This window comes from Pedobacter psychrodurus, from assembly GCF_032678585.1.
Classification (GTDB): domain Bacteria; phylum Bacteroidota; class Bacteroidia; order Sphingobacteriales; family Sphingobacteriaceae; genus Pedobacter; species Pedobacter psychrodurus_A.
Map to the genome: position 1 here is coordinate 53,805 of NZ_JAVTSN010000022.1, position 25,996 is coordinate 79,800.

A 25,996-nucleotide genomic window follows, 5' to 3' on the forward strand; every position below is an offset into this window, starting at 1 on the left:
TACTCCAAGTCCTCACTCATTGCTTCGCTGCGGGCTTTCCATGCATCCGATAGGAGCTATCGGATCTGGGCTATACATGATTGTTATCTGCACCAAACATCAAAAAACACTACTGCTTTGAAAAAGCCTGCTGGTATTTGAGCGGCGTTTTACCGGTGATCTCTCTAAAATACTTGTGAAAACTGGTAAAGTTATAAAATCCACAATCGTAACAGATTTCCTTCACCGTTAAATCATTTTCAATCAATAATTTACAGGCTTGCCCCACCCTGATCTCGTTGAGAAACTGCGTATAGGTTTTTCTGCTTTTCGTTTTAAAGAATTTGCAAAAAGAATTCGGACTGATTTTAGCCACGGCAGCAATTTCTTTCAGTTCTATTTTATTTTTGTAATTGCTGATGGTATAATTATAAATAGATTGGATTCTGTCTTTTTCGTTCTCCAGGAAATTGGGTTTAAATCCAAGCGAAACCAACATATTTTTTTCATCACAATTGGCTATTTCGGTTAAAACCTCGAGTAGCTTAATAATGCGCATGGTACCCGTTGCCGCTATAATCTGTGGCATTAAACTCGCGATTTTCGCTTTCGAGATGCCCTCCAGTTTAATTCCCTGTTTAGATTGCGCTATGATTTTTTTGAGCTCCTGGTTTTCGGGAAGATCGATAAACGCCGCACCCAAAAAGTCTTCCTTAAAGTGGATGGCATACACATCAACCGATTCTCCGGTAGTTTGTTCAAAAAACTCAGGATCAAAACGCCAATAGTGTGGCAAATTGCTTCCTACCAAAACAACATCGCCATCGCTAAAATTTTTAATGCTATCGCCAATAAACTGCGTTCCCCTACCCTTTTTGATGTAAATCAACTCTAAAGCAGAATGGTAATGCCACAGATTGTTTACATCTGGCATGGTATCCCTTCGGGCGCTAAAAGAATCTACCGAATTGGTAGATACATTAAGTAAATGCGGTTTCATAAAATCTTAAAAAATCAATCTAATATGCAGTAATATTCTGCAATGTATAAAATTGAGACAATATCATTTAATAATTAGATCATAAAGTTAAATTTTTATTAGCACTTATCGGCTTAATTTGTAAAGCAACATCTAACCAAAAACATATCATGAAGGTGGGATTATTTATTCCTTGTTACATCGATCAGCTCTGCGCTAAAGTTGCCAGTGCAATGCTGAAATTGCTAAAAAAACTTAGTTTAGAAGTGCATTTCCCTACTGAACAAACCTTTTGCTGTTGCCACGGCGCCAGAAATTTAACGATATTTATTTTAGCAGAACCTGCTTAACCGATTTATAACCAAACAAACATGAGCCACAACACATCAACGAACTTTAAAGTATCCGATACGCCAAAAAATGGCAAAGGATATCTTTTCCCGCTAATTTTAGTCACCAGCCTCTTTTTCTTTTGGGGTTTTGTCCATAACCTCGATCCGGTATTAATACCGCATTTACGAAAAGCTTTTCAACTGAATGTTTTCGAATCTACGTTAGTCGATTCTTCGGTATTCATCGCTTATTTCCTCCTGGCATTGCCTGCAGGCTACATTATGCGTAAATATGGCTATAAAAGTGGCATTATCCTGGGGCTTATATTGTTTGCCATTGGTTGTTTATTGTTTATTCCCGCAGCCAACACCGCACAATACATCTTTTTCTTAGGGGCTCTTTTTATCATCGCTTGTGGTTTAACTTTTTTAGAAACCGCTGCAAATCCTTATGTTACGGTGCTTGGACCGCCAGAAACAGCTACCCAACGCTTAAATTTCTCTCAATCGTTCAATGGTTTAGCCGCATTTTTAGCACCTGTAATAGGTGGCAAATTGATTTTTACCGAAGCAAAATATACTGATTACCAACTCACTAAACTGCTTCCTTTAGAAAAACAGGCTTATATGCTCGAAGAGGCTTCAACAGTAAAAGCGCCTTATTTAATTTTGGGGATCCTGATTATTGTAGTGGCTGTCCTATTTATCTTCACCAAGCTTCCTGATATCAAGGAAGAAGAAAATGCCAACGAAAAAAGCACCTTTGCACATGTATTTAGCCATAGTCATTTGCGCTGGGCCGTTATCGGACAATTTTTTTATGTGGGTGCCCAGGTTTGCGTATTGAGTTTATTTATCAGTTTTGTCACCTCTTCGGCTGGAATAACGCAAGATCAAGCAGCATGGTATGCCGGCGCAGCGGGTTTAGCTTTTATGATCGGCAGGTTTGCAGGCACATTCTTTATGAGATTTGTTGCACCGCATAAACTGTTGATGCTTTATGCTTTAATCAGTGCGGCACTTACCCTGGTATCCATCTTTGCAACTGGAATGATTACCGTTTATGCTTTAATTGGTGTTGCCTTTTTTATGTCGATCATGTTCCCAACTATATTCTCATTGGGCATAGCAGGTTTGGGTAAAGATACCAAATTGGGTTCATCACTGATCGTCATGTCGATCGTTGGCGGTGCCTTTTTACCACCGATATTGGGTTTGATTTCAGATGCGACGCATAATATACAATATGGATATCTAGTGCCTTTCGTATGCTTTTTAGTAGTCTTCTACTTTGGCTGGAAAGGTTGGAAGCCCAATCATATTGAAAAAGAAATAAGTTTAGAAGTATAAAATGAAGAATTTAGTCATCAAGATTAACAATGCTGATAATGTTTTGGTTGCCTTACAGGATTTACCTGCAGACACCAAAATAGTGCACGAGGGAAATACTTACGTTACTGTAGATGAAATCCCCGCCAAGCATAAATTTTTTATGCAGGATATGAAGGCTGGCGATGAAGTGATCATGTATGGCGTGTTGGTTGGAAAGGTTCAGTTTGAGCTAAAAGCTGGCATGCGCATGAATGTAGAAAACACAAAACATGCTGCAGAGCCCTTTGCCTATCGGAATGTTAATTTTAAATGGGAAGCACCCGATGTAAGTAAATATGCCAATCGTAGTTTTAATGGTTATCACCGTAAAAACGGAGCGGTAGGCACCGCAAATTATTGGTTGTTTATTCCTACTGTATTTTGCGAAAACAGAAACCTGGATATCATTAAAGAATCACTGTATAGCGAATTGGGCTATGCTGTTGATGCTCAATATAAGTCTTACACACACAAACTTGTTCAGGCTTTCGAAAACGGAGAAGACATTAACAACATCAGTTTCGAACCGAAAGTAGATAAAACCAACCGCACTTTTAAAAATGTGGATGGTATTAAATTCCTTACACATAATGGCGGCTGTGGCGGTACACGTCAGGATTCGGATACCTTGAGCAAATTGTTGGCGGCTTATGCCAATCACCCCAATGTAGCAGGCATTACCGTTTTAAGTCTGGGTTGTCAACATCTACAGGTAGAAGATTTTAAACGTGATTTATTTGCGCTCGATCCTGATTTTGATAAACCACTCTTAATTTTCGAGCAACAAAAAGCACAAAGCGAAGAACAATTGATCCAAAACTCCATCAGAAGTACTTTTGAAGGATTAATGTTCATCAACAAACAACAACGCCAGGAAGCGCCCATAAGCAAATTATGCGTGGGTGTAAAATGTGGCGGCAGTGATGGTTTTAGTGGTATTTCGGCCAACCCAGCCGTTGGTTATTGTGCAGATTTATTGGTGGGTTTAGGTGCAAAAGTTTTATCGGCAGAATTTCCCGAGTTATGTGGCGTAGAACAGGAAATGATCGACAGATCTGTAGACCGGCCAACTGCAGAGAAATTTATCCGCTTAATGACCGAATATGATGACTTAGCCCACAAAGTTGGTTCAGGTTTTTACATGAATCCTTCGCCCGGAAATATTAAAGATGGTTTAATTACCGATGCCATAAAATCGGCAGGTGCGGCACGTAAAGCTGGTTCCTCTCCTGTTGTCGACGTTTTAGATTATACCGAACCCGCAACCAAACCTGGTTTAAGCCTGGTTTGTACGCCTGGCAATGATGTAGAAGCCACGACTGGAAAAGCCGCAGCAGGTGCAACCTTAATATTGTTCACCACTGGTTTAGGCACACCAACAGGAAATCCGGTCTGCCCAACCATTAAAGTGGCCACCAATTCGATTTTGGCCAAACGCATGAGCGACATTATCGACATCGATACCGGGGCAGTGATCAATGGAGAAAAAACCATTAACCAAATGGGCGAAGATATATTGGAATACTGTATAAAAGTGGCCAGTGGCGAAGAAATCCCTAAGGCCGTACAATTGAATCAGGATGATTTTATCCCTTGGAAAAGAGGTGTAAGCCTTTAGGTGATGGAAGATGTAGCATGAACAAGGTTAGATGTAGGAGGTAAATTCCTACAGGAAACTCGTTATTAAGTTAAGAAAAGAAGGATGTCATCCTGAGCGTAGTCGAAGGACAATCTTTTTTTGATTTATATGTAAGAGTCTTCGACTACGTTCAGACTGACAACTACTGTCTTCTCTCTGATTAAAACAACAAAACACAAATATTGACCAAATATGAATTTAAATTTAGACGGGAAAATAATACTGGTAAGTGGTGGTGCAAAAGGCATTGGTGCAGCTATTGTTAAGGCTCTGGCCATTGAAAAAGCCTTCCCCATCATTATTGGCCGAAATGAGGATGATAACCTTAAAATACTTCAGGAAGTAAAAGATTTAGGATTAACAGCAGATTATTTTACCGCAGAGCTTACCGCACCTGAAAATTGCAAAACGATTGTTGATGCAGTCTTGGCCAAATATAAGAGAATAGACGGTTTAGTGAACAATGCTGGCGTTAATGATGGCGTTGGACTGGAAAGCGGAACCTATGAAGCCTTTATGGAGTCGCTGCATAAAAATGTGGTACATTATTACCTATTGGCCAAACATGCTTTACCTGCATTGAAAGCGAGTAAGGGTGCCATATTAAATATTGGCAGTAAAACGGCAGAAACCGGGCAAGGTGGAACATCTGGTTACGCTGCATCGAATGGCGCCAGAAATGCTTTAACCCGTGAGTGGGCGGTAGAACTATTGCCTTTCAGTATCCGCGTTAATGCCATTATCGTTGCTGAAGCCTGGACACCTCTATATGAAAAATGGATCAGCTCTTTCGAAAACCGTGATGAAAAACTTAAGAGCATTACTGATAAAATCCCTTTTGAGAACAGAATGACCACAGTTGATGAAATTGCCAATACCGCTGTGTTTTTATTATCGGATAAATCGAGCCATACTACAGGTCAACTGATCCATGTGGATGGTGGTTATGTACATTTGGATAGGGCTTTACTATAAATAGATATCCTCGGTCTGTGTCCTCACAGACCGAAACACAAATAAAGTTAAGTGATCTGTGTGTTTTTTCTGTCATTCTGAACGCAGAGAAGAATCTGTATACGATGAAACACAGCACCCAAAATATGCTAGTGATTAAAGCAAAAAATCTAGTTTTAAGAATATTCCTAACCATAAAAAGATTCTTCGCTACGCTCAGAATGACAACTCTATTTTCTCTTCCTTTCTTCCAGATAAGCATGCCATAACAGCATCGTGGCAATGGTTCGGTGAGGCTTAAACTGATCAGCAACGGCCAACACCTCCTCTTTACTTATACCTGGTGTCAAGCCTTTAACCTTTTTCAAGGCATTAACCGCAGCCAAATCACCGATCGGAAAAACATCAGTATGATGGAGCATAAAAATCAGATAAATATCTACCGTCCAATCGCCAATGCCTTTAATGCTTTTAAGCTGGTTTCTGATCGCAAGATCGTCCATTTTTTCCATTGCGCTTAACGACAAAACTCCGCTAATCAGGCTTTCAGCCAGATGACGTGCATAAATTGTTTTTTGCCTGCTAAAATAACAGTCTCTTAATTCCTGGTCGCTAAGCAATAATAATTTTCCTGGTGTAACCTCACCAATTTTTTCTTTCAATTTATTTAGCGTAGCCAGTGCCGAAGCCAAAGAGACCTGTTGTTCCAAAATAATATGCACCAATGATTCGAAGGTATTGGGCCTCGACCAAAATGGAGGGTATCCGTATTGATCTAAAATGCCTTGCAGCTCTGCATCTCGATTTGCTGTTAAATCGCAAAGTTCGTGGAAGTTGGTCTGATCAAATTTTCGGAACATGGAAAATGTTTTTATTCAAATATAATAAGTTGCTTAATAAACCTTCCCCCCTCGGTCTGTGTCCCCTCAGACCGAAACCTGAAAGTGGTCTGTGGAGACACAGACCACGGATTAGAAAATAATATGCACCAAAGATTCGAAGGTATTGGGCCTCGACCAAAATGGCGGATAACCATATTGATCTAAAATGCCTTGCAGATCTGTATCTCTACTTGCTGTTAAATCGCAAAGTTCGTGGAAGTTGGTCTGATCAAATTGTCGGAACATGGAAAATGTTTTTATTCAAATATAATAAGTTGCTTAATAAATCTTCCCCTCGGTCTGTGTCCCCACAGACCGAAACCTGAAAGTGATCTATGGAGACACAGACCACGGATTAGGGCCTGATAGATACTGAAACAAGTTCAGTATGACGCTGAAAATTTAACGTCATTCCGGCTACAACATAACTCATTTTGGATCATCAGCCCTTTCAGACATTCCACACATTTGTGATGTACTATTTAAATCAATAAAATGAAAACAATCTTTATCACAGGTGCATCTACAGGTTTGGGGAAAGCCACCGCAAAATTATTTCAATCAAAAGGCTGGAGGGTGATTGCCACTATGCGCAATCCTGAAAAGGAAACAGAATTACAACAATTGGAAAATGTAAGTTTGTTACCGCTCGATGTTACCCGTCCGAAACAGATCGAATCAACCATAACACAAGCCATTAAAATGGCCAATATCGACCTGGTATTCAACAATGCCGGTTATGGTTTGGTTGGTGCATTAGAATCGTATACCGATGAGCAGATTAATCAACAGATCGATACCAATCTTATCGGCGTACTCCGCGTAATCAAATCTTTTATCCCCTACTTTAAGTCGCAAAAAAATGGATTGTTCATTACCACCACATCAGTTTGCGGTTTTTCATCCAATCCTCTTTCTCCGGTTTATAATGCCACCAAATGGGCCCTTGAAGGATTTAGTGAAAGTATTTCATACGATCTGGCTCAGTTTAACATTGGAATTAAAACAGTAGCTCCAGGGGGCATCAAAAGTGATTTTGTTAAAGGCATGCAGGCAACCATAGGCGAGGATTACGAAGTGCTGAACAAACGATTGGGCGAACTCTTTGCCGATGGTACGCTCATCACCTTTACCGAGGCCGAAAAAATTGCTGCAGTCGTTTACGAAGCTGCCACCGACAGAAAAGATCAATTGCGTTACCTTGCCGGCGAAGATGCCATAAAAATTGCTCAACAACGCCTAAATCTGGGCAGCGAAAATTTCAGGATTAACCTGCGTCAAACTTTAAAACTTAACGCTCCAACATTAAAATAAGACCATGAAAAAATCAGAAGCCGTAGAAATTACTACATTTAAGTTAAAAGGTTATACTTGTGATCAGTTTATTGCTGCTAATCAGGAAATTGATGATTTTTTGAAACGTCAGACCGGATTTATATCCAGAAGGATTTTCCAAAAAACGGACCGCACGATTGTAGACATGTTGATCTGGGATACCGTAAAAAACGGAACCGAATCCATGCACCGGTTAATGGACGAGCTAAGCGATTCTATTGTGCACGATATGATCGATCAAAGTACAGTAGAATGGAATATTAACCAGGTTGAACATCAGCTTAAATAATACATTTGTAATATGAAAAAGGACGACCGTCAGCCACAAAAATTCGATTCCATTTCCGAACTGCACCGGGCATTGGGTTTACCCAAACCTTTACATCCTTTGGTAAGCCTGGTTAACTATACCGATATTACTACTCCTGAAGCAGCGCTTCCCACAATGTTGTTGTTGAATTTCTATAAAATCTCCTACAAAATAAATTTACAGGGCAAGATTAAATACGGACAGCATCATTACGATTTTGAGGAAGGTGGCATCTCTTTTTTATCGCCCAATCAGATTATTGCCGCAGCAGAAGACGAAAAAGATTATTCAGGTTATACCTTATTGATCCATCCTGATTTTTTAAGGAATTATGCACTGGCCAAAAGCATCAATAACTATGGTTTCTTTTCTTACTCGGCCAATGAGGCTTTATATTTATCGGAAAAAGAAAAAATCACGATATCTGAAGTTTTTGAACATATTTTACAGGAATTAAATAGCAGGATCGACGATTTTAGTCAGGATGTAATTATTTCGCACATCGAAGTATTACTCAATTACAGCAACCGCTTTTACAAACGGCAGTTTATTACACGCAAAGCTGCTAACCACGATCTGTTAACACAATTGGAAGATATTCTGAACCAGTATTTCAACGATGAAAAAACATTAAGCAAAGGGCTGCCTACGGTTTCCTATCTGGCGGAAGAATTAAATCTTTCGCCACGTTACCTAAGTGATATGCTGCGTAGCTTAACCGGGCAAAATACGCAACAGCACATCCATGAAAAAATGATCGAAAAAGCAAAGGAGTTTTTAGCATCTGACCACTTAACGGTTGCTGAAGTAGCATACCATTTGGGCTTCGAACACCCGCAATCATTTAATAAACTTTTCAAAAAGAAAACCAATCAAACACCGATAGCCTTCAAACAGTCATTTTATAAAAATTAAATGAAAAATTTAGATTTAACTGAGATAAAAGAAAGATCATTAAGCCTCAGAAAACGTTACCACGAACTGGAACAACAACACCATAGCAGCGAATGGACAGTTGAAGAAGATGCGCTTGCCTTCCTCACCGACGCAGGTTTGGTTGGCAGATTAACCATGTCGCAACAAGGGCGCTGGCCAAAAGGCGGGCAAAGCATTCCCGAACTCGAACATAAACTTGGCGAATGCATTTGGTGGTTAACTGTTCTGGCAGACCGTATGGATCTGGATATTAATGAAGCAACAGCGAAATTCTTAACCAAAACCGAAAATCTCCTGAAATAACAGAAAGGCCATCCATTTTAATCCCATTTTAAGATGAGATGGTTACTTTTGCTAAATGCTAAAGATTGGAATAGCTGAAGATGACCCTAAAATAGCTGAACTTTTAAAGTCTGTACTCGAAGAAAACGATTACCAGGTGTTTAACGTTGCCAACGGAATTGATGCGCTGGATCTTTTTCTGGCGCAAAGCTTTAATCTCTTCATTATTGATGTCATGATGCCTGGCCTCAACGGCATCCAACTTTGTAAACACATTAGAGGAAATGCGGTGCAAACACCAATATTGATGCTTACCGCCATGGGCACCATTGACGATAAGGTAACAGGTTTAGAAGCAGGTGCCGACGATTACCTGGTTAAAGCTTTCCACCTGAAAGAGTTATTGGCAAGGGTTGCCGCGCTTTTACGCAGGCAACCTACGGCTCCCAATCAAAATGATCACAAACTATATTTCGAAGATTTACGGTTAGATACCTACAGCAAAGAGGTTATCCGCGCAGGCAAAACCATAGAATTAAGCGCTAAAGAATTTGTGCTGCTCGAACTTTTTATGCGTAACCCCAACCGGTTACTATCGCGGCAGTTTATAGCAGAACAAGCCTGGGATATCAGCTTTGATACCGGAACGAACGTAATTGATGTATACATCAATTTCTTGCGTAAAAAGATCGAAAAAGATTTTGAACGCAAACTCATCCATACCAAAATAAACATGGGTTATATCCTTAAATAATGAAAATAAAGGATCGTATAGCGCTATATTTTACTTTGATCAGCACTTCGCTACTGTTTGCGGTGCTCTGTACGGTATATTTTACCTTCATGAAATTTCTGGAAGCCGATTTCTTTGAACGCCTTACCGACCGTACCATGGTTACGGCAAAACTTTACTTCGAAGCGGATGAAATTAGCCGCGATGCGTTAAATAATGTCCGCCATAAATACCTGCAAAAGTTAAATGGTGAGGTCACCAGAATATACGACAATAAAAACAGGGCCACGTTTATCGGTGATTCTGCACAATACTGGACCAATGCCACTATTGATCGGGTACGTAAAAACGGCCGTTTAAAATATACCGATGGTCAGCGGCAGGTTGTAGGCATTTATTACAAAGACAATCAGGGCGATTTCGTCATCCTCGCTTCTGCAGATGACCAAGGTTCGCACAACAGGTTGGATAAATTACTGAAAATTATGATTTTCACCTTTATCCTGATTTCGCTCATCGTGCTGTTGCTGAGCAGATGGATTGCCCAAAAAATGCTGAAGCCCCTGCAAAAGTTTATGCAGGAAGTAAAACAGGCGGGTTCACAGAATATGGATTTCAGGGTGGAAGAAAAGCACAACAAAGACGAGATCAACCTGATTGCCAAAAGTTTTAACCACCTGATGGAAGAACTGGAACAGGCATTTATTTTACAGAAAACATTTGTGGCCAATGCCTCACATGAACTACGGACACCTGTAACCCGGATGATGATGACAGCCGAACTGGCTTTATCGAAAGAAAGAGATCAGATGGCTTACCAAAAAGTAATCGGTTCCATGCTCGAAGATGCCGAAAAAATGGAACACATTATTACCGGATTACTGGCCCTGGCCAAAATGGATCTCGAACTGATCAATTCACAGCTCGTTCCGGTTAGATTAGCTCATTTACTTTCAAAAATCCAGACCGAATGGAAATCTCAAAAAAACCTTGATCTTACAATTGCTCATAAACAGTCTTTTGATCCAAAAGCTGAAACATTAGCCAATGCGGTTTTATTACAGATCGCTTTGGATAATATCATCTCAAATGCTTTTAAATTTTCGAACAACCAGCCTGTAAATATCCTTGTTGAAGCGACTGAAAATGATTTCCTTATTCAAATCACTGATAATGGATCGGGCATTCTATCAGAAGATGAGGAGCATATTTTCAAACCTTTTTATACCCGTGCAAAAGATCAGGGACAGCAAGGCGAAGGCATGGGACTATATATGGCGCAAAAAATAATCCACCTGTTTAAAGGCGAAATAACATCTACTAATACTGAACAAGAAGGATGTACTTTTACAGTGCGGTTGGCGAAGCTGTAGTTTCCGTCTACTGTTCCGTACAAATGATCGTCATTTTCCGTTAACGCTCGTAGAAACGACCGTTAAATAGCATATCGTTTACAACGATAAAATCGTGCAACTATTTATGCGCTCGTTTGGAAACGAGCGCAAGCATGCTTTTCATTTTTAAACATGTAAGGCATTTAAGGATCATTTAAGCTTACATATTTCCGCTAACGCTCGTTTCTAAAGCGTTAAATTACATATCGTACTATTGCGTTAGGGATTGTAAGGGTTCAGTGCCGATTTTTCATCGGTACCGGAGCGAAGCGCAGCCCTGAAAAGCCCGACCTTTGCGCAGCTTAGGTAACGCCCAAATCAGCTGAAAGCCGGCTATTTACAGTTCTATATCTTCATACTTGTTCCCTCTTAAAAAAAGCCTCAACTAATAAAAATTGGATGAAGTAATGACAATCCCTCCCCAATATTAATCCGCTTTTAATTTCGGTTTAATCCGCTTTTAATTTCTCAAGGATAGTTTTGCTCTATGAGAAGAATAGGTACGTTGCTCATTTTCTTTCTGACCATTCAGGTCCGGGCAACTTTTGCACAAACCGATACGCTAAGTTTAAATCTAAAGCAGGCCGAAAGCCTCTTTTTTAAGAAAAATTACGATTTACTGGCCAGTAATTATGATATCGATAAGGCAAAGGCCGATATCATCACCGCCAGGTTATTCGATAACCCCACACTCGAGTACGAAAATCTTTTCTACAACCACGAAACAAAGAAATTTCTGCAAACCTCATACGCTTACGGCCAGTATTCGGCTTCCATCTCACAGTTGTTTAAACTTGCCGGCAAACGCAACAAAAGCATCAAACTCGCCCAAACCGGGGTGAAAATGGCAGAATTTGACTATTTCGATCTGATTAGAACATTGAAATTCGAACTGGTGAATACCTTTTATAAAACCTATTTCTCCGCGCAATCGGCCAAAGTTTATCAGGAACAGATTAATTCAACCGATCAGCTTTTAAAAGCCTACGATCTTCAGTTAAAAATGGGCAATGTGGCTGCAAAAGATGTGATCAGAATCAAATCACTTTTAATCAACCTCAAAGCCGAACAAGCTGGGTTATTGAATGAACTGGAAGACAATGACAAAGATTTAAAATTATTGTGCGGTCTGGATGCAAAAACCACACTTTTATTAATAGTTGATCAAGCAGGTACAAAAGATTTATCCATCGACAAAATCCCGTACTCTTCATTACTCGATTCGGCAAGAAGCAACCGCGCCGATCTTAAACTGGCCAAAACCGACCTGCTTTATAACGAGCGGAATTTAAAACTGCAAAAAGCAATGGCCATCCCTGATGTAGAAATTGCATTGAGTTACGACCTGAAGGGCAATTATCCGGAAAAATATACCGGATTGGGAATCAAAATCCCAATTCCCCTTTTCTCCCGAAATCAGGGCGAAATTAAAAAAGCACAAATTGGTATCGCAGTGGCTGACCTAAACATCAAAAAACAAGAATCGATTCTCGAAAATGAAGTATACAACACGTATAAAACGGCTTTAAGAAACGAAAAACTACATGGGGATATCGACCCTGCTTTCAGTACAGATTTTAGCACGCTCATTTCGGCCCTCATCAAAAATTTCAAAGCAAGGAATATCAGTTTGATTGAGTTTTTAGACCTCTACGATGCCTATAAAGAAAACACCTTACAACTGAATAAACTTCAATTCGAAAGAATGAGTACCCGTGCCGAACTCAATTATGTAACCGGTTCCAACATTTTTTAATTCAATCCCATGCAAAACTTTTATAAAACTATTATACTCCTGGCAGCTAGCAGCTTCATATTTGCCTGCTCCGAACATAAAACCGCAGCACCAAACGATAAATTTGCCATCACTGATTCCTTGATTAATCGATTATTGATCGATACCGTCCAGCAAGCCAACAGCAAAACGGAGCTGATGTTTTCGGCCAAAATAGCTGCAAATGAAGAACGTAAGTCAGAACTTTTCCCGATGGTGAGTGGCACTGTAAACCGCGTTGGGGTAAGGTTAGGCGATCAGGTTTCTAATGGGCAAATTCTTGCCACAGTAAACAGTTCCGAAATGGCTGGATTTGACAAAGAAGTAATCACCGCCAATGCCGAACTCAAAAATGCCGTGCGGGCCTTAAAACAGGTAGAACAGCTTTACCAAAGTGGTTTATCATCAGCCAGGGAACTTGAAGAAGCCAAAAATGATTATCAGATCAAAAAAGCAGAAACCAAAAGGGCCAGTGCCGTATTAAAATTAAACGGTGGCAGCAGTACGGGACTATATGCCATCAAATCACCCATCAATGGTTTTGTAATCGAGAAAAATGTAACCCAAAACATGCAGCTACGCGGTGATAACGATAAAAGCCTCTTTACCATTGCCGATCTTTCTAATGTTTGGGCCATGATCAACATTTATGAATCGGATATTTCACGTGTTAAGGCTGGCGATGAGGTAAGCTTATCTACGCTATCCTATCCGGAAAAGGTATTTAAAGGAAAAATAGAAAAATTATATAATCAGGTTGATCAGGAAAGCAAAGTGATGAATGCAAGGGTGGTGATCCCAAATCCAGGATTTCTGTTAAAACCCGGAATGCTCGGGACGGTAAAAGTTTCGGCAAACTCGGCTATCGATCTTCTGGTATTAAACTCGAGGGCCGTTATTTTCGATGAAAATAAAAATTATGTACTGATTCTTGGCAAAGACCATAAAGTAAAAGTTCAGGAAATTGAGATTGGTCGCAAAACTGCCGATAAAACCTATATCAGCAAAGGCGTTCAGGCTGGCGACCGCATCATTGCCTCTAAACAGGTTTTCTTGTTCGAAAGTCTAAAAACTCAATAATTCCTTTCATCCTTTAGATTATAAAAATGAATAAATTCATAAAAGGCATTATCGGCTTTGCACTGAAGAATAAATATTTCATCTTTTTTGCCACTTTCATACTCATCCTGGCAGGTTATTTAAGTTTTAAACACACCACCATTGATGCATTTCCAGATGTAACCAACACCAACATTACCATTATTACCCAATGGCCCGGCAGAAGCGCCGAAGAGGTAGAAAAGTTTGTAAGCAGGCCTTTGGAAATTGCCATGAACCCGACAGAAAAGCGTACCAGTATACGTTCCTCTTCCCTATTTGGCTTATCCATAGTAAAAGTAAGTTTTGAAGATGATGTAGATTATGCTGAAGCACGTGTGCAGGTAAACAACCACCTCGAAGAAGCCGATTTACCTGAAGGCATCCAGCCAGAGGTACAGCCGCCCTATGGACCTACGGGCGAGATATTCCGCTACACCTTATCCAGCGACACAAAATCTGTCCGTGAGTTAAAAACCTTACAAGATTGGGTGATACAAAGAGAGCTGTTATCCGTTTCGGGCATTGCTGATGTGGTAAGTTTTGGAGGGGAGGTAAAAACCTACCAAATTACGGTTGATCCGCAAAAAGCCATTCAATATGGCGTAAGCGCCACTGAACTTTTCGAAGCCGTATCAAAAAGCAATATTAATGTAGGCGGCGATGTAATTGTACAAAGCGGGCAAGCTTATGTGGTAAGGGGTATTGGCGTGCTCAATAATATCGACGAAATCAGGCACGTGGTGGTCGATAACATTAATGGAACACCCGTTTATGTTAAAACCATCGCCGATGTGGCCGAATCGGCTTTACCAAGGCTTGGTCAGGTGGGCCGTGATAGAGATCCGGATGTGGTGGAAGGCATTATCGTGATGCGAAAAGGTGGCAATCCAAGCGAGGTGATTGCCCGCTTAAAAGAGAAAATAAATACCATTAACACCACTATTTTGCCTGATGACGTAAAAATCAAACCATTTTACGATCGCGAAGATTTGGTCAATTATTCCGTACATACTGTAATGGGCAATATGCTCGAAGGGATTTTGTTTGTTACCCTGATCGTATTCCTTTTTATGGCCGATTGGCGTACCACCTTAATCGTATCGATTATTATTCCGCTGGCACTTCTTTTCGCTTTTATCTGTCTCAAATTAAAAGGCATGCCAGCCAACCTGCTTTCTATGGGTGCAATCGACTTTGGGATTATTATTGATGGTGCCGTGGTGATGGTTGAAGGAATTTTTGTGGTATTGGATACCAAGGCAAAAAAAATGGGTATGGAGAAGTTCAACAAAATGAGCAAACTCGGTTTTATTAAAAAAGCCTGTTTGGAAAACGGAAAGGGAATTTTATTTGCCAAGCTGATTATCATTACAGGTTTGTTGCCCATTTTCACCTTCGAAAAAGTAGAAGGAAAAATGTTTTCTCCACTGGCCTGGACATTAAGTTTTGCTTTATTGGGCGCCTTGATCTTAACCTTTACAGTGGTACCGGCCATGGCCAGCGTACTTTTAAAGAAAGATGTTAAAGAGAAACACAATATTTTCTTGGAGTGGATCACCAAAGCCACACTTAAGTTTTACGATAGCTGTTTTAGCAAAAAGAAACTCGTTTTTGGAATTTCTATCATCATACTTTCTTTAGGTGCGTTTAGCTTCAAATTTTTAGGGACAGAATTTCTGCCCAGTTTAGATGAAGGTTCTATTTATGTGCGTGCAACCGGCCCTCTGAGCATCTCGTTAGATGAAACCAAAAAGCTTTCGAACGAGATGCGAAAGATCTTCTTGAGTTTTGAAGAAGTAAAACAGGTGATGTCGCAAACTGGCCGACCGAATGACGGAACCGATGCAACGGGTTTTTACAATATGGAATTCCATGTTGATATTTATCCGCGTAAAGAATGGAAGCGCAGGCAGAGCAAAGAACAATTGATTGAACGTATGCAGGAAAAATTAAAAAGTTTCCCTGGCATCAGTCTTAATTTTTCGCAACCCATTTCCGATAACGTAGAAGAAGCGGTATCGGGTGTTAAAGGCTCGATTGTAGTAAAACTATTTGGCGAAAACTTCGAATACATCGAAAAGGAAGAGGAAAAGATAGAAGGGATTTTAAAAACGGTGGAAGGGATCGAAGATTTGGGTATACTGAGGAATTTAGGTCAGCCCGAACTGCAGATCAATCTCAATCAGAAAAAAATGGCTTTATATGGGGTAAGTACGGCCGATGCCAACGCCGTAATCGAAATGGCTATTGGTGGCAAAGCCGCGACCCAGATTTATGAAGGTGAACGCAAATTTGACCTTATTATCCGTTATCCCGAAGATTTCAGGAACGACGAAAGTTCAATCAGTAAACTGCGCGTGCCTACCCTTTCGGGATCGAATGTGCAGTTGGGAGAAATCTCAAGTATCCGCAAAATTACCGGACCAAGCATGATTTACCGCGACAAACACAAAAGATACGGCGCAATTAAATTCTCAATCAGAGGCCGCGACATGGGAAGTGTAATTGCCGAAGCACAGGAAAAAGTAAATGCTGAGATCAAATTGCCACAAGGTTATCAGTTGGAATGGGCCGGAGATTTCGAAAACCAGCAAAGGGCCATCGCCAGGTTATCGCAAGCCGTTCCGGTAAGTTTATTGCTGATCTTTTTCATTCTGTTTGTACTTTTCGGGAATTTTAGAGATGCCTTATTGGTGTTGAACAATGTTCCTTTTGCCATGATTGGTGGGATTTTGGCACTTTTAGTTGCTGGTGTAAACTTTAACATTTCGGCAGGGATCGGTTTTATAGCGCTATTTGGTATCTGCGTACAAAATGGCGTAATCCTCATTACCCGTTTCAAAAGTAATATTGCCGATCTGAAAAACCATCCCACCTGGACTTTTACCGATGCCATGCGTGATGGAATTGCCAGTAGGTTCAGACCTGTATTGATGACCGCTTTGATGGCAGCCATCGGTTTAATGCCCGCAGCGCTTTCTACCGGAATAGGTTCAGAAGCATCAAAACCACTAGCCATCGTGGTCATCGGCGGATTAATCACCAATACATTGTTTAATCTATTTGTTTATCCAATTGTATTTTATTGGTCGTACCGCAAAAAAGCGGAGAAGATGATACCGGAGCGGGGGGTAAAATGATGGAAAATGGAAGATGGTTAATGGAAGTATTCCAGATTAATCTGAGCGCTTTTTTCACTCTACTATAGCCTTTTCTGGCTTAGAAAATGGAAATGCGTTGACAAGTTCGTCGTTCCTGATATCAAAATTTGATAACTTGTACCAAAAATAAGGCTGATACCATTCAGATGTCAGCCTTATTAAATGTTCTTCAGAAATTATATCCTTTAAAATTTAAAGGTGAAGTTACCCGTTACTTTGGCAGGACTTTGCGCCGCGTACCTGAAAGACCAATATTGCTCATTGGTAAGGTTATCCACTTTTAAACCAATTCTATATTTGGGTTTATCATAAAAAACAGCTGCATCAAGCACCGTGTAAGACGGGATACTGAATGTAAATGTGGAAGTATTTACCTGGTTGTAGCTGCTACCATAAATCCCACCAAAACCGAAGCCCAAACCTTGTGCCGGACCGTTGATTAACCTATAACTGATCCATATATTCGCCATTTTAGGTGCGCCTGCAGTTGCCGGTCTTAATCCTTCAACATTTGCATTGGCCTTAGTATATTTACTATCATTATAAGTGTAACCCGCAACAATATTTAACCCTGGCACCGGATTGGCAATAATTTCGGCCTCAAAGCCTTTACTTAGTTGCGTACCATCCTGTAAAGAAAAATTCGCATGGGCTACGTCATCATATAACGTGTTGGTAACCTTGATATCATAATAGCTGAAAGTAGCGCTGATCTTATCGAGATCGAACTTTGCACCACCCTCAAATTGGTTTGCGAAACTTGGTTTAAAGGTATTCCCCTCAAAATCAGATCCTCCATTGTTGCTAAAACCGTTCATGTAATTACCAAATACGGACACCTTGTCTTTAACGATCTGATAAACCGCACCAAATCTAGGCGAAAAGGCAGTTTGGTTATATTTCCCTGTGGTTACATCGGTAGCAAAATTATAAACCCCTCCGTTAAAATAACGGTCTACTCTTACCCCCGCCATGATCAATAACCTATCCGTAACATTCAATACATCAGATGCATAAGCACTATAAGTGGTTTCATCATTCGAAACCTGATTGGCATAAGTTGCAGTATTAAATAAAGGAGCCACTTTAGTTAAGTTGAAATTGTTATATGCAGCACCTGGCTTCTTAAAGTTTAAGGCTGCTATATTTACAGTAGCATCGTTACGTGTGGCACGCAAACTATAAAAATCTACCCCTAACACCACCCTGTTGCGCAAACTGCCAATTTTAAAATCACCGTTAAAATTCTGCTGAATATCGGTACCATAAAAAGGGGAATCCTGATTGGTAACCGCCTGCCTTAGGGTAGAATCGGTTAACAAATTCAATGCTACCGTATAACCTTCAGATGATGAACGCGTACGCGATACAATCGTCTGCGATTTCCATTGTTCAGAAATTTTGTATTTGGCCTGTGCAAAGATATTATATTGCTGACTGGTATAGTTAACGGTATTATTGGCAAAAGATAGTTTATAAGGTATACCTAAATCGGTTATACTTTTAGCTTTTAAGTTCAGTAGTGTTGGCGCAATCACCAATCGTGTTGGCGATGTAGCTTTCGAACCACTCATTTCTATGTCTAAAGCCAGGGTTAGCCTGTCGTTTACCACGTAAGAAAAACTTGGTGCAATTAAATAGTTCTTATAAAAACCCGCATCCTGGAAACTTCTTTCGCTATGTAGTGCAGTATTAATCCTTAATAATGCTGTTTTTTCTTCGTTTAATGGCGTATTCACATCTGCTGTTAAACGGTTCAGATCGTAACTTGCGCCCGAATAAGAAATTTCTCCTTTAAAGGTATCGAAAGGTTTTTTGGTTACACGGTTAAACAAACCGCCAAAAGAAGATATGGTACTACCAAATAAAGTTGCCGCAGGTCCTTTAATCACTTCAATACGCTCCAAATTGGCCGGATCGATTGTGGTATAGGTAAAACTACCTACTCCATTTCTTACCAATTGTGGCGTAGCAAAGCCCCTCGAAATATTGGTTGTTCTGCCTTGGTTACGTACTTCTGCAATACCAGCCCCTGGAACATTTTTAAAAGCGCTGTTGTAATCGGTTACCACCTGCTCTTTCATTAGTTCCTTACTTACTACACTGTAAACCTGCGGGTTTTCCATGTTTTTCAACTGCATCTTCGAAACATCTTCGCTCTCTTTCTTGGCAAACCTGTTTCCTCCGGTACTGATAATTACCTCTTCCAGTTTTTGTGAAGTATAGTCAAGTTTCAGTTCTAGGCTGGCTACAGGATTTTGATCACTGATTTCAACGCTTTGTGTAGCGCCATCAAAACCTACTCTTACCATCTGTACGGTATATTTACCAAAAGGCAGATTTTTTATCTCGAATTTTCCATCACCATCACTTACGGTAGTTTTTTTTATTTCTTTAAGTTTTATAGTTACCCCCTGGGCACTGCTGCCATCAGTAATTGTAATCCTCCCCGTAATTGCCCCTCTTTCTGGTTTGCCTTCCTGAGCCATGGCCGAACCAAAAATGAGTAGACTTATCAAACAGAAAACTACTGGCAATATTACCAGCTTATATACCCTATGATTAAAGAGTAAATTTATATTCATATTATTCTTATTTAGACTGTTTTAAATTAAAGCGCAAAGAACAGCATTTTGCACTTCTAAAACAATATCTAAACAGAAAAATTTTATGAAACAATATTGGTCACAAAAGCATGTACCGCAGCTATTTTTGTGTTTATTTAATGAATAAGAAATTGTGTAATAAACATACATCCCTTATTTTATTACCGCTGGTAAAATGTACTCTTCCATCATTTTATCAACCTGCGCATGGGCATAATTGGTGCCATAAGCAGTTGCCGTAACCACGACAACCAAAGGCTGATCTTTGAAAATAAAAATTTTATTGCCGCCATTTCCTGAGGCGTAAAAAGTTTCGTAAGCCTTCCCTTTAACCGTATATTTTTTATTCCAGAAAAGGTATCCATAATACTCCTCTTTTCTTCCTGTAATAGCGGTCTGTTTGCTTAGTGTTTTATCAACCCATTGTTTGGGAATAATTTGTTTTCCTTTCCATAGCCCGTTGTTTTGATACAACTGACCGTACTTGGCAAAATCGAGCGCGTTCATCCGGATCCCTCCTGCTGTGCTCGCCACATGTTGTGGTGTATATTGCCATTGATATTGCGTAATATCTAACGGTTTGAATAATTTTTCGTCTGCATATTTTTCCAAATCACCTGGCACAAGCTGATTAAGTGTACTGCCCAACAGCATCACACCAACCGTAAAATAGTGCCACTGGCCTTTGTACTTTAAGGTATCAAAAGGCAAGTCTAATGCAAATTTTACCCAGTTTGGGGTTGGATACATATTTTCTTCATTCCCGGGAGAATCGCTATCATCATCATTTCCATCAAAACGCGAACGCATGGTCAGCAATTCCTTAAGCGAGGTATTCCCTTTTGCAAGCGAATAATGATCGTAATCTTTCAGCTGATAAAATGTACCCAGCTTCTCCTCTTCTGATTTAAGCAGCCCATCGGCAATGGCAATCCCAGTCATAGTTGAAGCAAAAGATTTACCTACCGAGCGCACATCATGTAGACTATCTCGATTGGCGCCATTAAAATACTCTTCTACAAGCAATTTCCCGTTTTTGATCACCACTACACTGGTAATGTGTTTGAACACACCTGCTTCGGCATAGGCTTTTAGAGCCTTGATTTTTTCCTGATCAAATCTTTCCTCCGATACAGCAAATCCATCATAAGCTTTTAAAGGTGAAAGTTTGATATGGTTTAATGATACAACAGGTTTTCGGTTTACCACTAAGTTTAGGCTGCCAGACGCAATAACATCACCAACAAGTAGCTTTTCTAGTTTAACATAAGGTCTCAGCTCAATTTTTAAAGTATGTTTGCCCTCGGTCATGGCTACATCGCCTCCATTAAACATAAACCGGTTCCAGGCCGATTGGCTCCACCATGCTCCTTCATGTTCATTATCAATTAAAGGTTTGGTCCATAACTTTAGCGTCTTTTGTGCATCAGCACGGGGAGCACCGGGTAAAAGGTTGCTCTGATAAACCAATTTTTCATCCACGTAAAAAGAAAACTGATAATTTCCCCTTTTGATCAAAGAATCTATATTCGAATCCGGCGAAAGTTGCTGAAGATAATAGCCCATGGTTTTCGCTAAAAAAACCGTGATAAAAAGATTGCTTTTATTGGTGAGTTTGTAATCTTTCAGGAAAAGGGCCGAACAGGGGCCATTTGTTCCAACCATCTGATCCGTGAATATAATCTTACCCACATTTGTTTTGTGGATAGGATCTGTAACTACAGTATTATTGGCATGAGCGTTTGCAGCATTGTGCACAAAAAAAAGGAACAGCAAAATTAAGCGGGCAGATTTTAGCACCTGGAAATTGATCATCTTCATTATTCAAAAATAGCTATCGGTAAGCTTCAAAAATAGAACAGGATTAACATGCAGAACATTAACGTATCAGTTTCCTATAAACCTGCGGAGTGATTTGATAAGTGGATTTAAAAGATCGGATAAAATGGCTCTGATCTGCAAAACCACAATATAAAGCAATATCCGTTAAAGAATTACCTTTTCCGATCATCATTGAGAGCGATTTTTGCAACCGGATGGTACGGATATAAACCCCAATATTACAGCCAAAATATTTTTGAAAATCCCTCGAAAGGTGTACCGGATGGATATCCAAGGCTTTTGCTAGCGCAAGTAATGTCCAGCTTTGAGCAGGATCATCGTGTAGAATATCCCTGATTTTAGAAACCCACATGGGTGTTTTTCCAGTGCGATCAGTTTCTTTTTTCGCTGCTTTTGTAAACAGTTCAACCAGAAGCGAATCTACAGCTAAAGCACTTTCTGCTGTATCCTGTTTGCTTGAGATAAATATATTATACATTAATGCCTTTAAATCAGGATGACGGAGGTTGATACTGCCTTGTAAATTACTGATATCCAAATCCAATTCGAGAAACCATTCGGGCTGAAACTCGATATGAAAACCCCTTGTATAACCTTTAGGCTTGATATTGTAATGCGATTCTTGCCAGTGATGAAACAATAAGCTGCCAGGCGTAAAATGATAAACCTCTTTTTTGTTGCCTTCGAGTATTTTCCCATCAAGCAGAAAAGTGAAATAAGCATTTTCATGATAATGCCAGTCGACCTTTTCCTTTGTGTATTCGGTATCGGTAAGTGTTAGGTTCCCAAATGTTTTGGTTTCATTGGTCTGCCCATAAAACTGCCCTGTTCGAAGTATTTCCATTTAAATAAAGATATTAAAAAGATCGCAGCTTCTATCAAGATCACGAAATGGCACATTAATATTCGAGAGGTTATGTCATTAAAGAAATTTCACCTTAGATAATGTCATGTTGAGCTTGTCAAAACATGTTAAAGTGGATTTAAATAAGTCCCTTGACTATTTTTACGCACTTCTACTATCGTGTGAACACATCTTTATACTATTAGTTTTTCAGGCATTTTGCTAACCAACTTTAATAAAGCATAGGTCTTACCGAAGAACGCCGTCAATCCCAAGTGGCGGGCGAATCAAAAAAACAGATGCAGAATATAACAGATTGCACTACCAAACCTAAAACGTAGTGGTTTTGTGTTCATGAAACATTATTCAAAATTTTGAAGAGATTGAACACAAAACGAAGTGCCGCTGTTTTTTTGATGAGCGTGGGCTTGTGAGGAGCCACATTGCTGGATTGACAAAGCATTTTTGCATACTTTTGATGCCTCAAAAGTTTGATGCCCTGCGGCATAGGAGCAAAAAAATAAATATTTGTGTCTACCAGTAGGATTTTTAGGGAAGGCCAATATGACAAACCTATAATTATAATACAGATTATTAGGCTAACCTAACAACAGATGCAGATAAACAAAATCTAGTCTACTTTAAGCGGCAAACTAAAGTAAAAAGTCGATCCTATTCCACTTTCACTTTCTACCCATATTTTCCCTTCATGACGTTGGACGATCTCGGCGCTTAGATAAAGGCCAATACCAAAACCCGAAATATGTTGGGTTTGACCTGTTTCCACCCTATAATAGCGCACAAATACTTTTTCTATATCCTCCGCTTTGATCCCTATTCCTTCATCTTTAATGCTGATAGTAATTGTCGTATCAGTTTTCTCACATTTCACCTTGATGAAGTTTCCATTGGGCGAATATTTCACCGCATTACTCATCAGGTTAGAAACAACAGAACGGATCTTATCATGGTCGGCATATATTTGCAGCCCACCACAACTTTCGAGTTCAATCTGTTGAGTAGCCATTAATTGTATCTCACTAATCATCTCCCGCAGCAGCAGGTCGATATCGAATGTACTTTTTTCGATCATGATTTTACCCGATTCCAGTCTGGAAATATTCAAAAAGCCATTAATCATCGAGTTCATGTTTTTCACCTGTTTATTGGCTTTCTCCATGGCGCTGGCCAAAAACTGATCATTATTGTTGTTTAGCTTCCGGCTGGCGATCTGCACAATTGCCGTAAGAGAAGTGAGTGGTGTTTTTAATTCGTGACTCACCATACTGATAAAGTCGTTTTTCCGGATATCATCCTGTTTTTGTTCGGTGATTTCGTGCAGAACGCCCGTAAAATACCTGTTCACGCCATGATCATCTTTTTGAACGGTTCCGATGCCGCGCACCCAGCGTATTTTACCATCGTTGTGGCCAATAATCGGATATTCCATATCAAACTTCACCCCTTTAGTTATGGCCTCTTCCACCTGATCTGCAGCCGCCTGCCTATAATCCGGATGGATCTGGTTAATGGCCGCTTCATAAGGCATTTCCTCATCTGCTGCGAAGCCAAAAAATTCCTTGAGTTTAACCGAAGGATAAAAAATCCTGTCAATTACATTAATAAAATAAGTACCCAATCCTGCAGCTTCGGTGGCCATACGCAGGCTTTCTTCAGCCCGTTCTATTTGTTTTGCTGCCAAATATTGCTCGGTAATATCCATCACCACACCCGTAAAGGCCGAAAAAGCACCCGAAGGATCGGCTTTTAGGTTTCCGATGGCACGCAACCAGCGTAACCTGTTATCATGTAAGCCGATAACCGGATAGGTTACATCATAATCGCCGTTATGATAAATGGCATTTTCCAGCTTGGTGGCTACAAAACCACGGTATTCCTCGGTAATCTGGGCCAATGCCTGTTCAATAGAAAGTGCTTCATCAGGATAATAGCCAAATAATTCTTTTAAACGGGCATCAGTAATAAACTCACGGGTTACCGAATGGATAAACCAGGTGCCAAAACTGGCGGCATTAATGGCTAACCGGAGGGCTACTTCAGCCTCTTCGATCCTTTGCCGGGCATCCTGCAACTCTCTGTTCACCAGCTCCAGTTCCCTGTTCGTTACAATAAGTTCTTCGTTAGAAGCAGCTTGCTCTTCATTTATAGCCACCATCTCCTCATTAATTGCTTGCAATTCTTCCGAACTTTGCGCAATCGATTCTTCCCATTGTTTTCGCTCTGTAACATCCCGCGTGGTACCCGCTACCGCCTCTACCTCACCATGCGCATCAAACACCGGAGTTAAAATATAATCGTAAGTCCGCTTGCCTAAAACGGCATGCGGAAAGGATACCTCACCACGTATCGGTTTTTTCGTCGATCTAACCAGGTCAATTTCCCGTTCGTGCATTTCGGCATGCCAGGGTTCGTATCCGTTCTCCAATAAACCTTTTCCTACGGCATTTTCCCAGGTTTTACCCCACATGGTTAACAAGGCGCTATTGGCATAGGTAAAGCGGTAATCCAGATCGAATACATACATCAGATCGGGTGTACCATCGATAATCGTTTCATATACCCTTTTTTGCTGTTCCAATCGTTCCGTAGTTTGCTGAAGATCCTGCTGCACTTTGATCATGCCCGTTACTTCGAAAACAAACGCCAGGATGCCATCTACCTGCCCATTTTCATCTCGCCGTGCATCATAATTAAAACTGAAATAACGGTCGTGCGTTGGTCCGCCTTCATACTCGGCTATGGGAATAAGCAGTTCATTGATCACATAAGGTTTTCCGGTACGGTAAACCCTCAACAGCACTTCTTCCAAAGGTGTACCAAGCAGTTCGGGCAAAGCTTCAAAGAGGGGGCGGTTCAATAAATCGCGATTGGGCAATAATTCCTGATAGGCTGGATTAACCATTTCATAAACCAGTTCTGGTCCGTCGAGGATACAGATGCCCGCAGGCGCCTGCATAAAAAAACTCTTAAGCCGGTCGCGCTCCCGTTGAAAGGATGCGCTGGCTACATCTACTTCTTGCCTATCGCGCACTTGTTTGGTGTTTTCGAGCACCCAAACCGCTACTTTAGTCACCTCGCCTGCAAGATTCTTAACTGGTGCATAAACGAAGGTGACAAAAATTTTTTCTTCATTTCCATGCCTGATCAGCGTCATTTCTGCTTCATCGGCATAATAGGCCTCCCCGGTTTTAACTACCTTAGCTAGTGCCTCTTCATAATCAGACCTCACTTCAGCAAATGTATCCCAATAAAAACGGCCGAAAATAGTTTCGTGTGCTTTACCGGCTACCTCCAGAAATTTATTGTTAACGATCTCTGCCACAAGGGTGCGTGCATCCAATATACAGATACCGATAGGTGCATTTTGCACCACATGATATAAATTTTCCCCGTCGGTTAACTCCATAGATGGTAAAGACTTTTTTTATATGATCAACAAAATAACCAAAATACTTTTAAAATGTTTTAATTCAAGTTATAGAAGCAGAAAAAATTGTACAGATCAAACTACTTCCGATTAAA

Annotated in this window: 20 protein-coding genes; 13 read left to right on the forward strand and 7 right to left on the reverse strand. The window is 40.3% G+C overall.

The genetic code is table 11. The features are described from left to right. Nucleotides 1-109: 109 nt before the first annotated feature. Nucleotides 110-979, reverse strand: coding sequence for an AraC family transcriptional regulator (locus R2S57_RS15575; RefSeq protein WP_316845883.1), 870 nt, complete (start codon nt 977-979; stop codon nt 110-112). Nucleotides 980-1,128: 149 nt separating this feature from the next. Between R2S57_RS15575 and R2S57_RS15580 the strand changes: the two genes are divergently transcribed. The 4 genes from R2S57_RS15580 to R2S57_RS15595 all read left to right on the forward strand — a co-directional run bounded on the left by R2S57_RS15580 (nt 1,129) and on the right by R2S57_RS15595 (nt 5,275). Continuing rightward, nucleotides 1,129-1,308, forward strand: coding sequence for a heterodisulfide reductase-related iron-sulfur binding cluster (locus tag R2S57_RS15580; RefSeq protein ID WP_316845884.1), 180 nt, complete (start codon nt 1,129-1,131; stop codon nt 1,306-1,308). Between the two features lie 21 nt (nt 1,309-1,329). Next, nucleotides 1,330-2,640 carry an L-fucose:H+ symporter permease gene (gene fucP, locus R2S57_RS15585; RefSeq protein ID WP_316845885.1) on the forward strand — a complete coding sequence of 437 codons (1,311 nt, stop codon included), beginning with the start codon at nt 1,330-1,332 and terminating at the stop codon, nt 2,638-2,640. A gap of 1 nt (nt 2,641) precedes the next feature. Next, nucleotides 2,642-4,279 (forward strand): altronate dehydratase family protein, encoded by a 1,638-nt coding sequence (locus tag R2S57_RS15590; RefSeq protein ID WP_316845886.1) that lies wholly within the window; start codon nt 2,642-2,644, stop codon nt 4,277-4,279. Between the two features lie 213 nt (nt 4,280-4,492). Continuing rightward, nucleotides 4,493-5,275: an SDR family oxidoreductase gene (locus R2S57_RS15595; RefSeq protein ID WP_316845887.1), complete on the forward strand. Its 783-nt coding sequence runs from the start codon at nt 4,493-4,495 to the stop codon at nt 5,273-5,275. A 209-nt stretch (nt 5,276-5,484) separates the two neighbouring features. Here the strand turns inward: R2S57_RS15595 and R2S57_RS15600 are convergent, their stop codons facing one another. Then, a complete protein-coding gene (locus tag R2S57_RS15600; protein ID WP_316845888.1) occupies nt 5,485-6,114 on the reverse strand; it encodes a DNA-3-methyladenine glycosylase 2 family protein in 630 nt (209 codons plus the stop codon). Between the two features lie 111 nt (nt 6,115-6,225). Beyond that, nucleotides 6,226-6,381, reverse strand: coding sequence for a hypothetical protein (locus R2S57_RS15605; RefSeq protein WP_316845889.1), 156 nt, complete (start codon nt 6,379-6,381; stop codon nt 6,226-6,228). 249 nt (nt 6,382-6,630) lie between these two features. Between R2S57_RS15605 and R2S57_RS15610 the strand changes: the two genes are divergently transcribed. The 9 genes from R2S57_RS15610 (at nt 6,631) to R2S57_RS15650 (ending at nt 17,140) form a co-directional block, all read left to right on the forward strand. Beyond that, a complete protein-coding gene (locus R2S57_RS15610) occupies nt 6,631-7,449 on the forward strand; it encodes an SDR family oxidoreductase (RefSeq protein ID WP_316845890.1) in 819 nt (272 codons plus the stop codon). Nucleotides 7,450-7,453: 4 nt separating this feature from the next. Next, a complete protein-coding gene (locus R2S57_RS15615) occupies nt 7,454-7,759 on the forward strand; it encodes a hypothetical protein (RefSeq protein ID WP_316845891.1) in 306 nt (101 codons plus the stop codon). 12 nt (nt 7,760-7,771) lie between these two features. Further along, nucleotides 7,772-8,695, forward strand: coding sequence for a helix-turn-helix transcriptional regulator (locus tag R2S57_RS15620; RefSeq protein ID WP_316845892.1), 924 nt, complete (start codon nt 7,772-7,774; stop codon nt 8,693-8,695). After that, nucleotides 8,696-9,019 (forward strand): MazG-like protein, encoded by a 324-nt coding sequence (locus R2S57_RS15625; protein ID WP_316845893.1) that lies wholly within the window; start codon nt 8,696-8,698, stop codon nt 9,017-9,019. Nucleotides 9,020-9,074: 55 nt separating this feature from the next. Beyond that, a complete protein-coding gene (locus R2S57_RS15630) occupies nt 9,075-9,752 on the forward strand; it encodes a response regulator transcription factor (RefSeq protein ID WP_316845894.1) in 678 nt (225 codons plus the stop codon). Continuing rightward, nucleotides 9,752-11,104 carry a HAMP domain-containing sensor histidine kinase gene (locus R2S57_RS15635; protein WP_316845895.1) on the forward strand — a complete coding sequence of 451 codons (1,353 nt, stop codon included), beginning with the start codon at nt 9,752-9,754 and terminating at the stop codon, nt 11,102-11,104. The genes R2S57_RS15630 and R2S57_RS15635 overlap by 1 nt, the downstream gene beginning before the upstream one ends. 508 nt (nt 11,105-11,612) lie before the next feature. After that, nucleotides 11,613-12,881, forward strand: coding sequence for a TolC family protein (locus R2S57_RS15640; protein WP_316845896.1), 1,269 nt, complete (start codon nt 11,613-11,615; stop codon nt 12,879-12,881). 9 nt (nt 12,882-12,890) lie between these two features. Continuing rightward, entirely contained in the window at nt 12,891-13,979 is a 1,089-nt protein-coding gene (locus R2S57_RS15645; protein WP_316845897.1) for an efflux RND transporter periplasmic adaptor subunit, read from the forward strand. A gap of 26 nt (nt 13,980-14,005) precedes the next feature. After that, nucleotides 14,006-17,140: a CusA/CzcA family heavy metal efflux RND transporter gene (locus tag R2S57_RS15650; RefSeq protein WP_316845898.1), complete on the forward strand. Its 3,135-nt coding sequence runs from the start codon at nt 14,006-14,008 to the stop codon at nt 17,138-17,140. Between the two features lie 206 nt (nt 17,141-17,346). Here R2S57_RS15650 and R2S57_RS15655 read toward each other — a convergent pair whose 3' ends face one another. The 4 genes from R2S57_RS15655 to R2S57_RS15670 form a co-directional block, all read right to left on the reverse strand. Beyond that, on the reverse strand, nt 17,347-19,746 hold the full coding sequence (locus R2S57_RS15655; protein WP_316845899.1) for a TonB-dependent receptor: 2,400 nt from the start codon (nt 19,744-19,746) through the stop codon (nt 17,347-17,349). Nucleotides 19,747-19,920: 174 nt separating this feature from the next. After that, a complete protein-coding gene (locus R2S57_RS15660) occupies nt 19,921-21,588 on the reverse strand; it encodes a serine hydrolase domain-containing protein (RefSeq protein ID WP_316845900.1) in 1,668 nt (555 codons plus the stop codon). A gap of 58 nt (nt 21,589-21,646) precedes the next feature. Beyond that, entirely contained in the window at nt 21,647-22,453 is an 807-nt protein-coding gene (locus R2S57_RS15665) for an AraC family transcriptional regulator (RefSeq protein WP_316845901.1), read from the reverse strand. Between the two features lie 631 nt (nt 22,454-23,084). After that, the gene (locus R2S57_RS15670; protein ID WP_316845902.1) at nt 23,085-25,880 is read right to left on the reverse strand and encodes a PAS domain-containing protein; all 2,796 of its coding nucleotides are present in this window, start codon (nt 25,878-25,880) and stop codon (nt 23,085-23,087) included. Between the last annotated feature and the right edge of the window lie 116 nt (nt 25,881-25,996).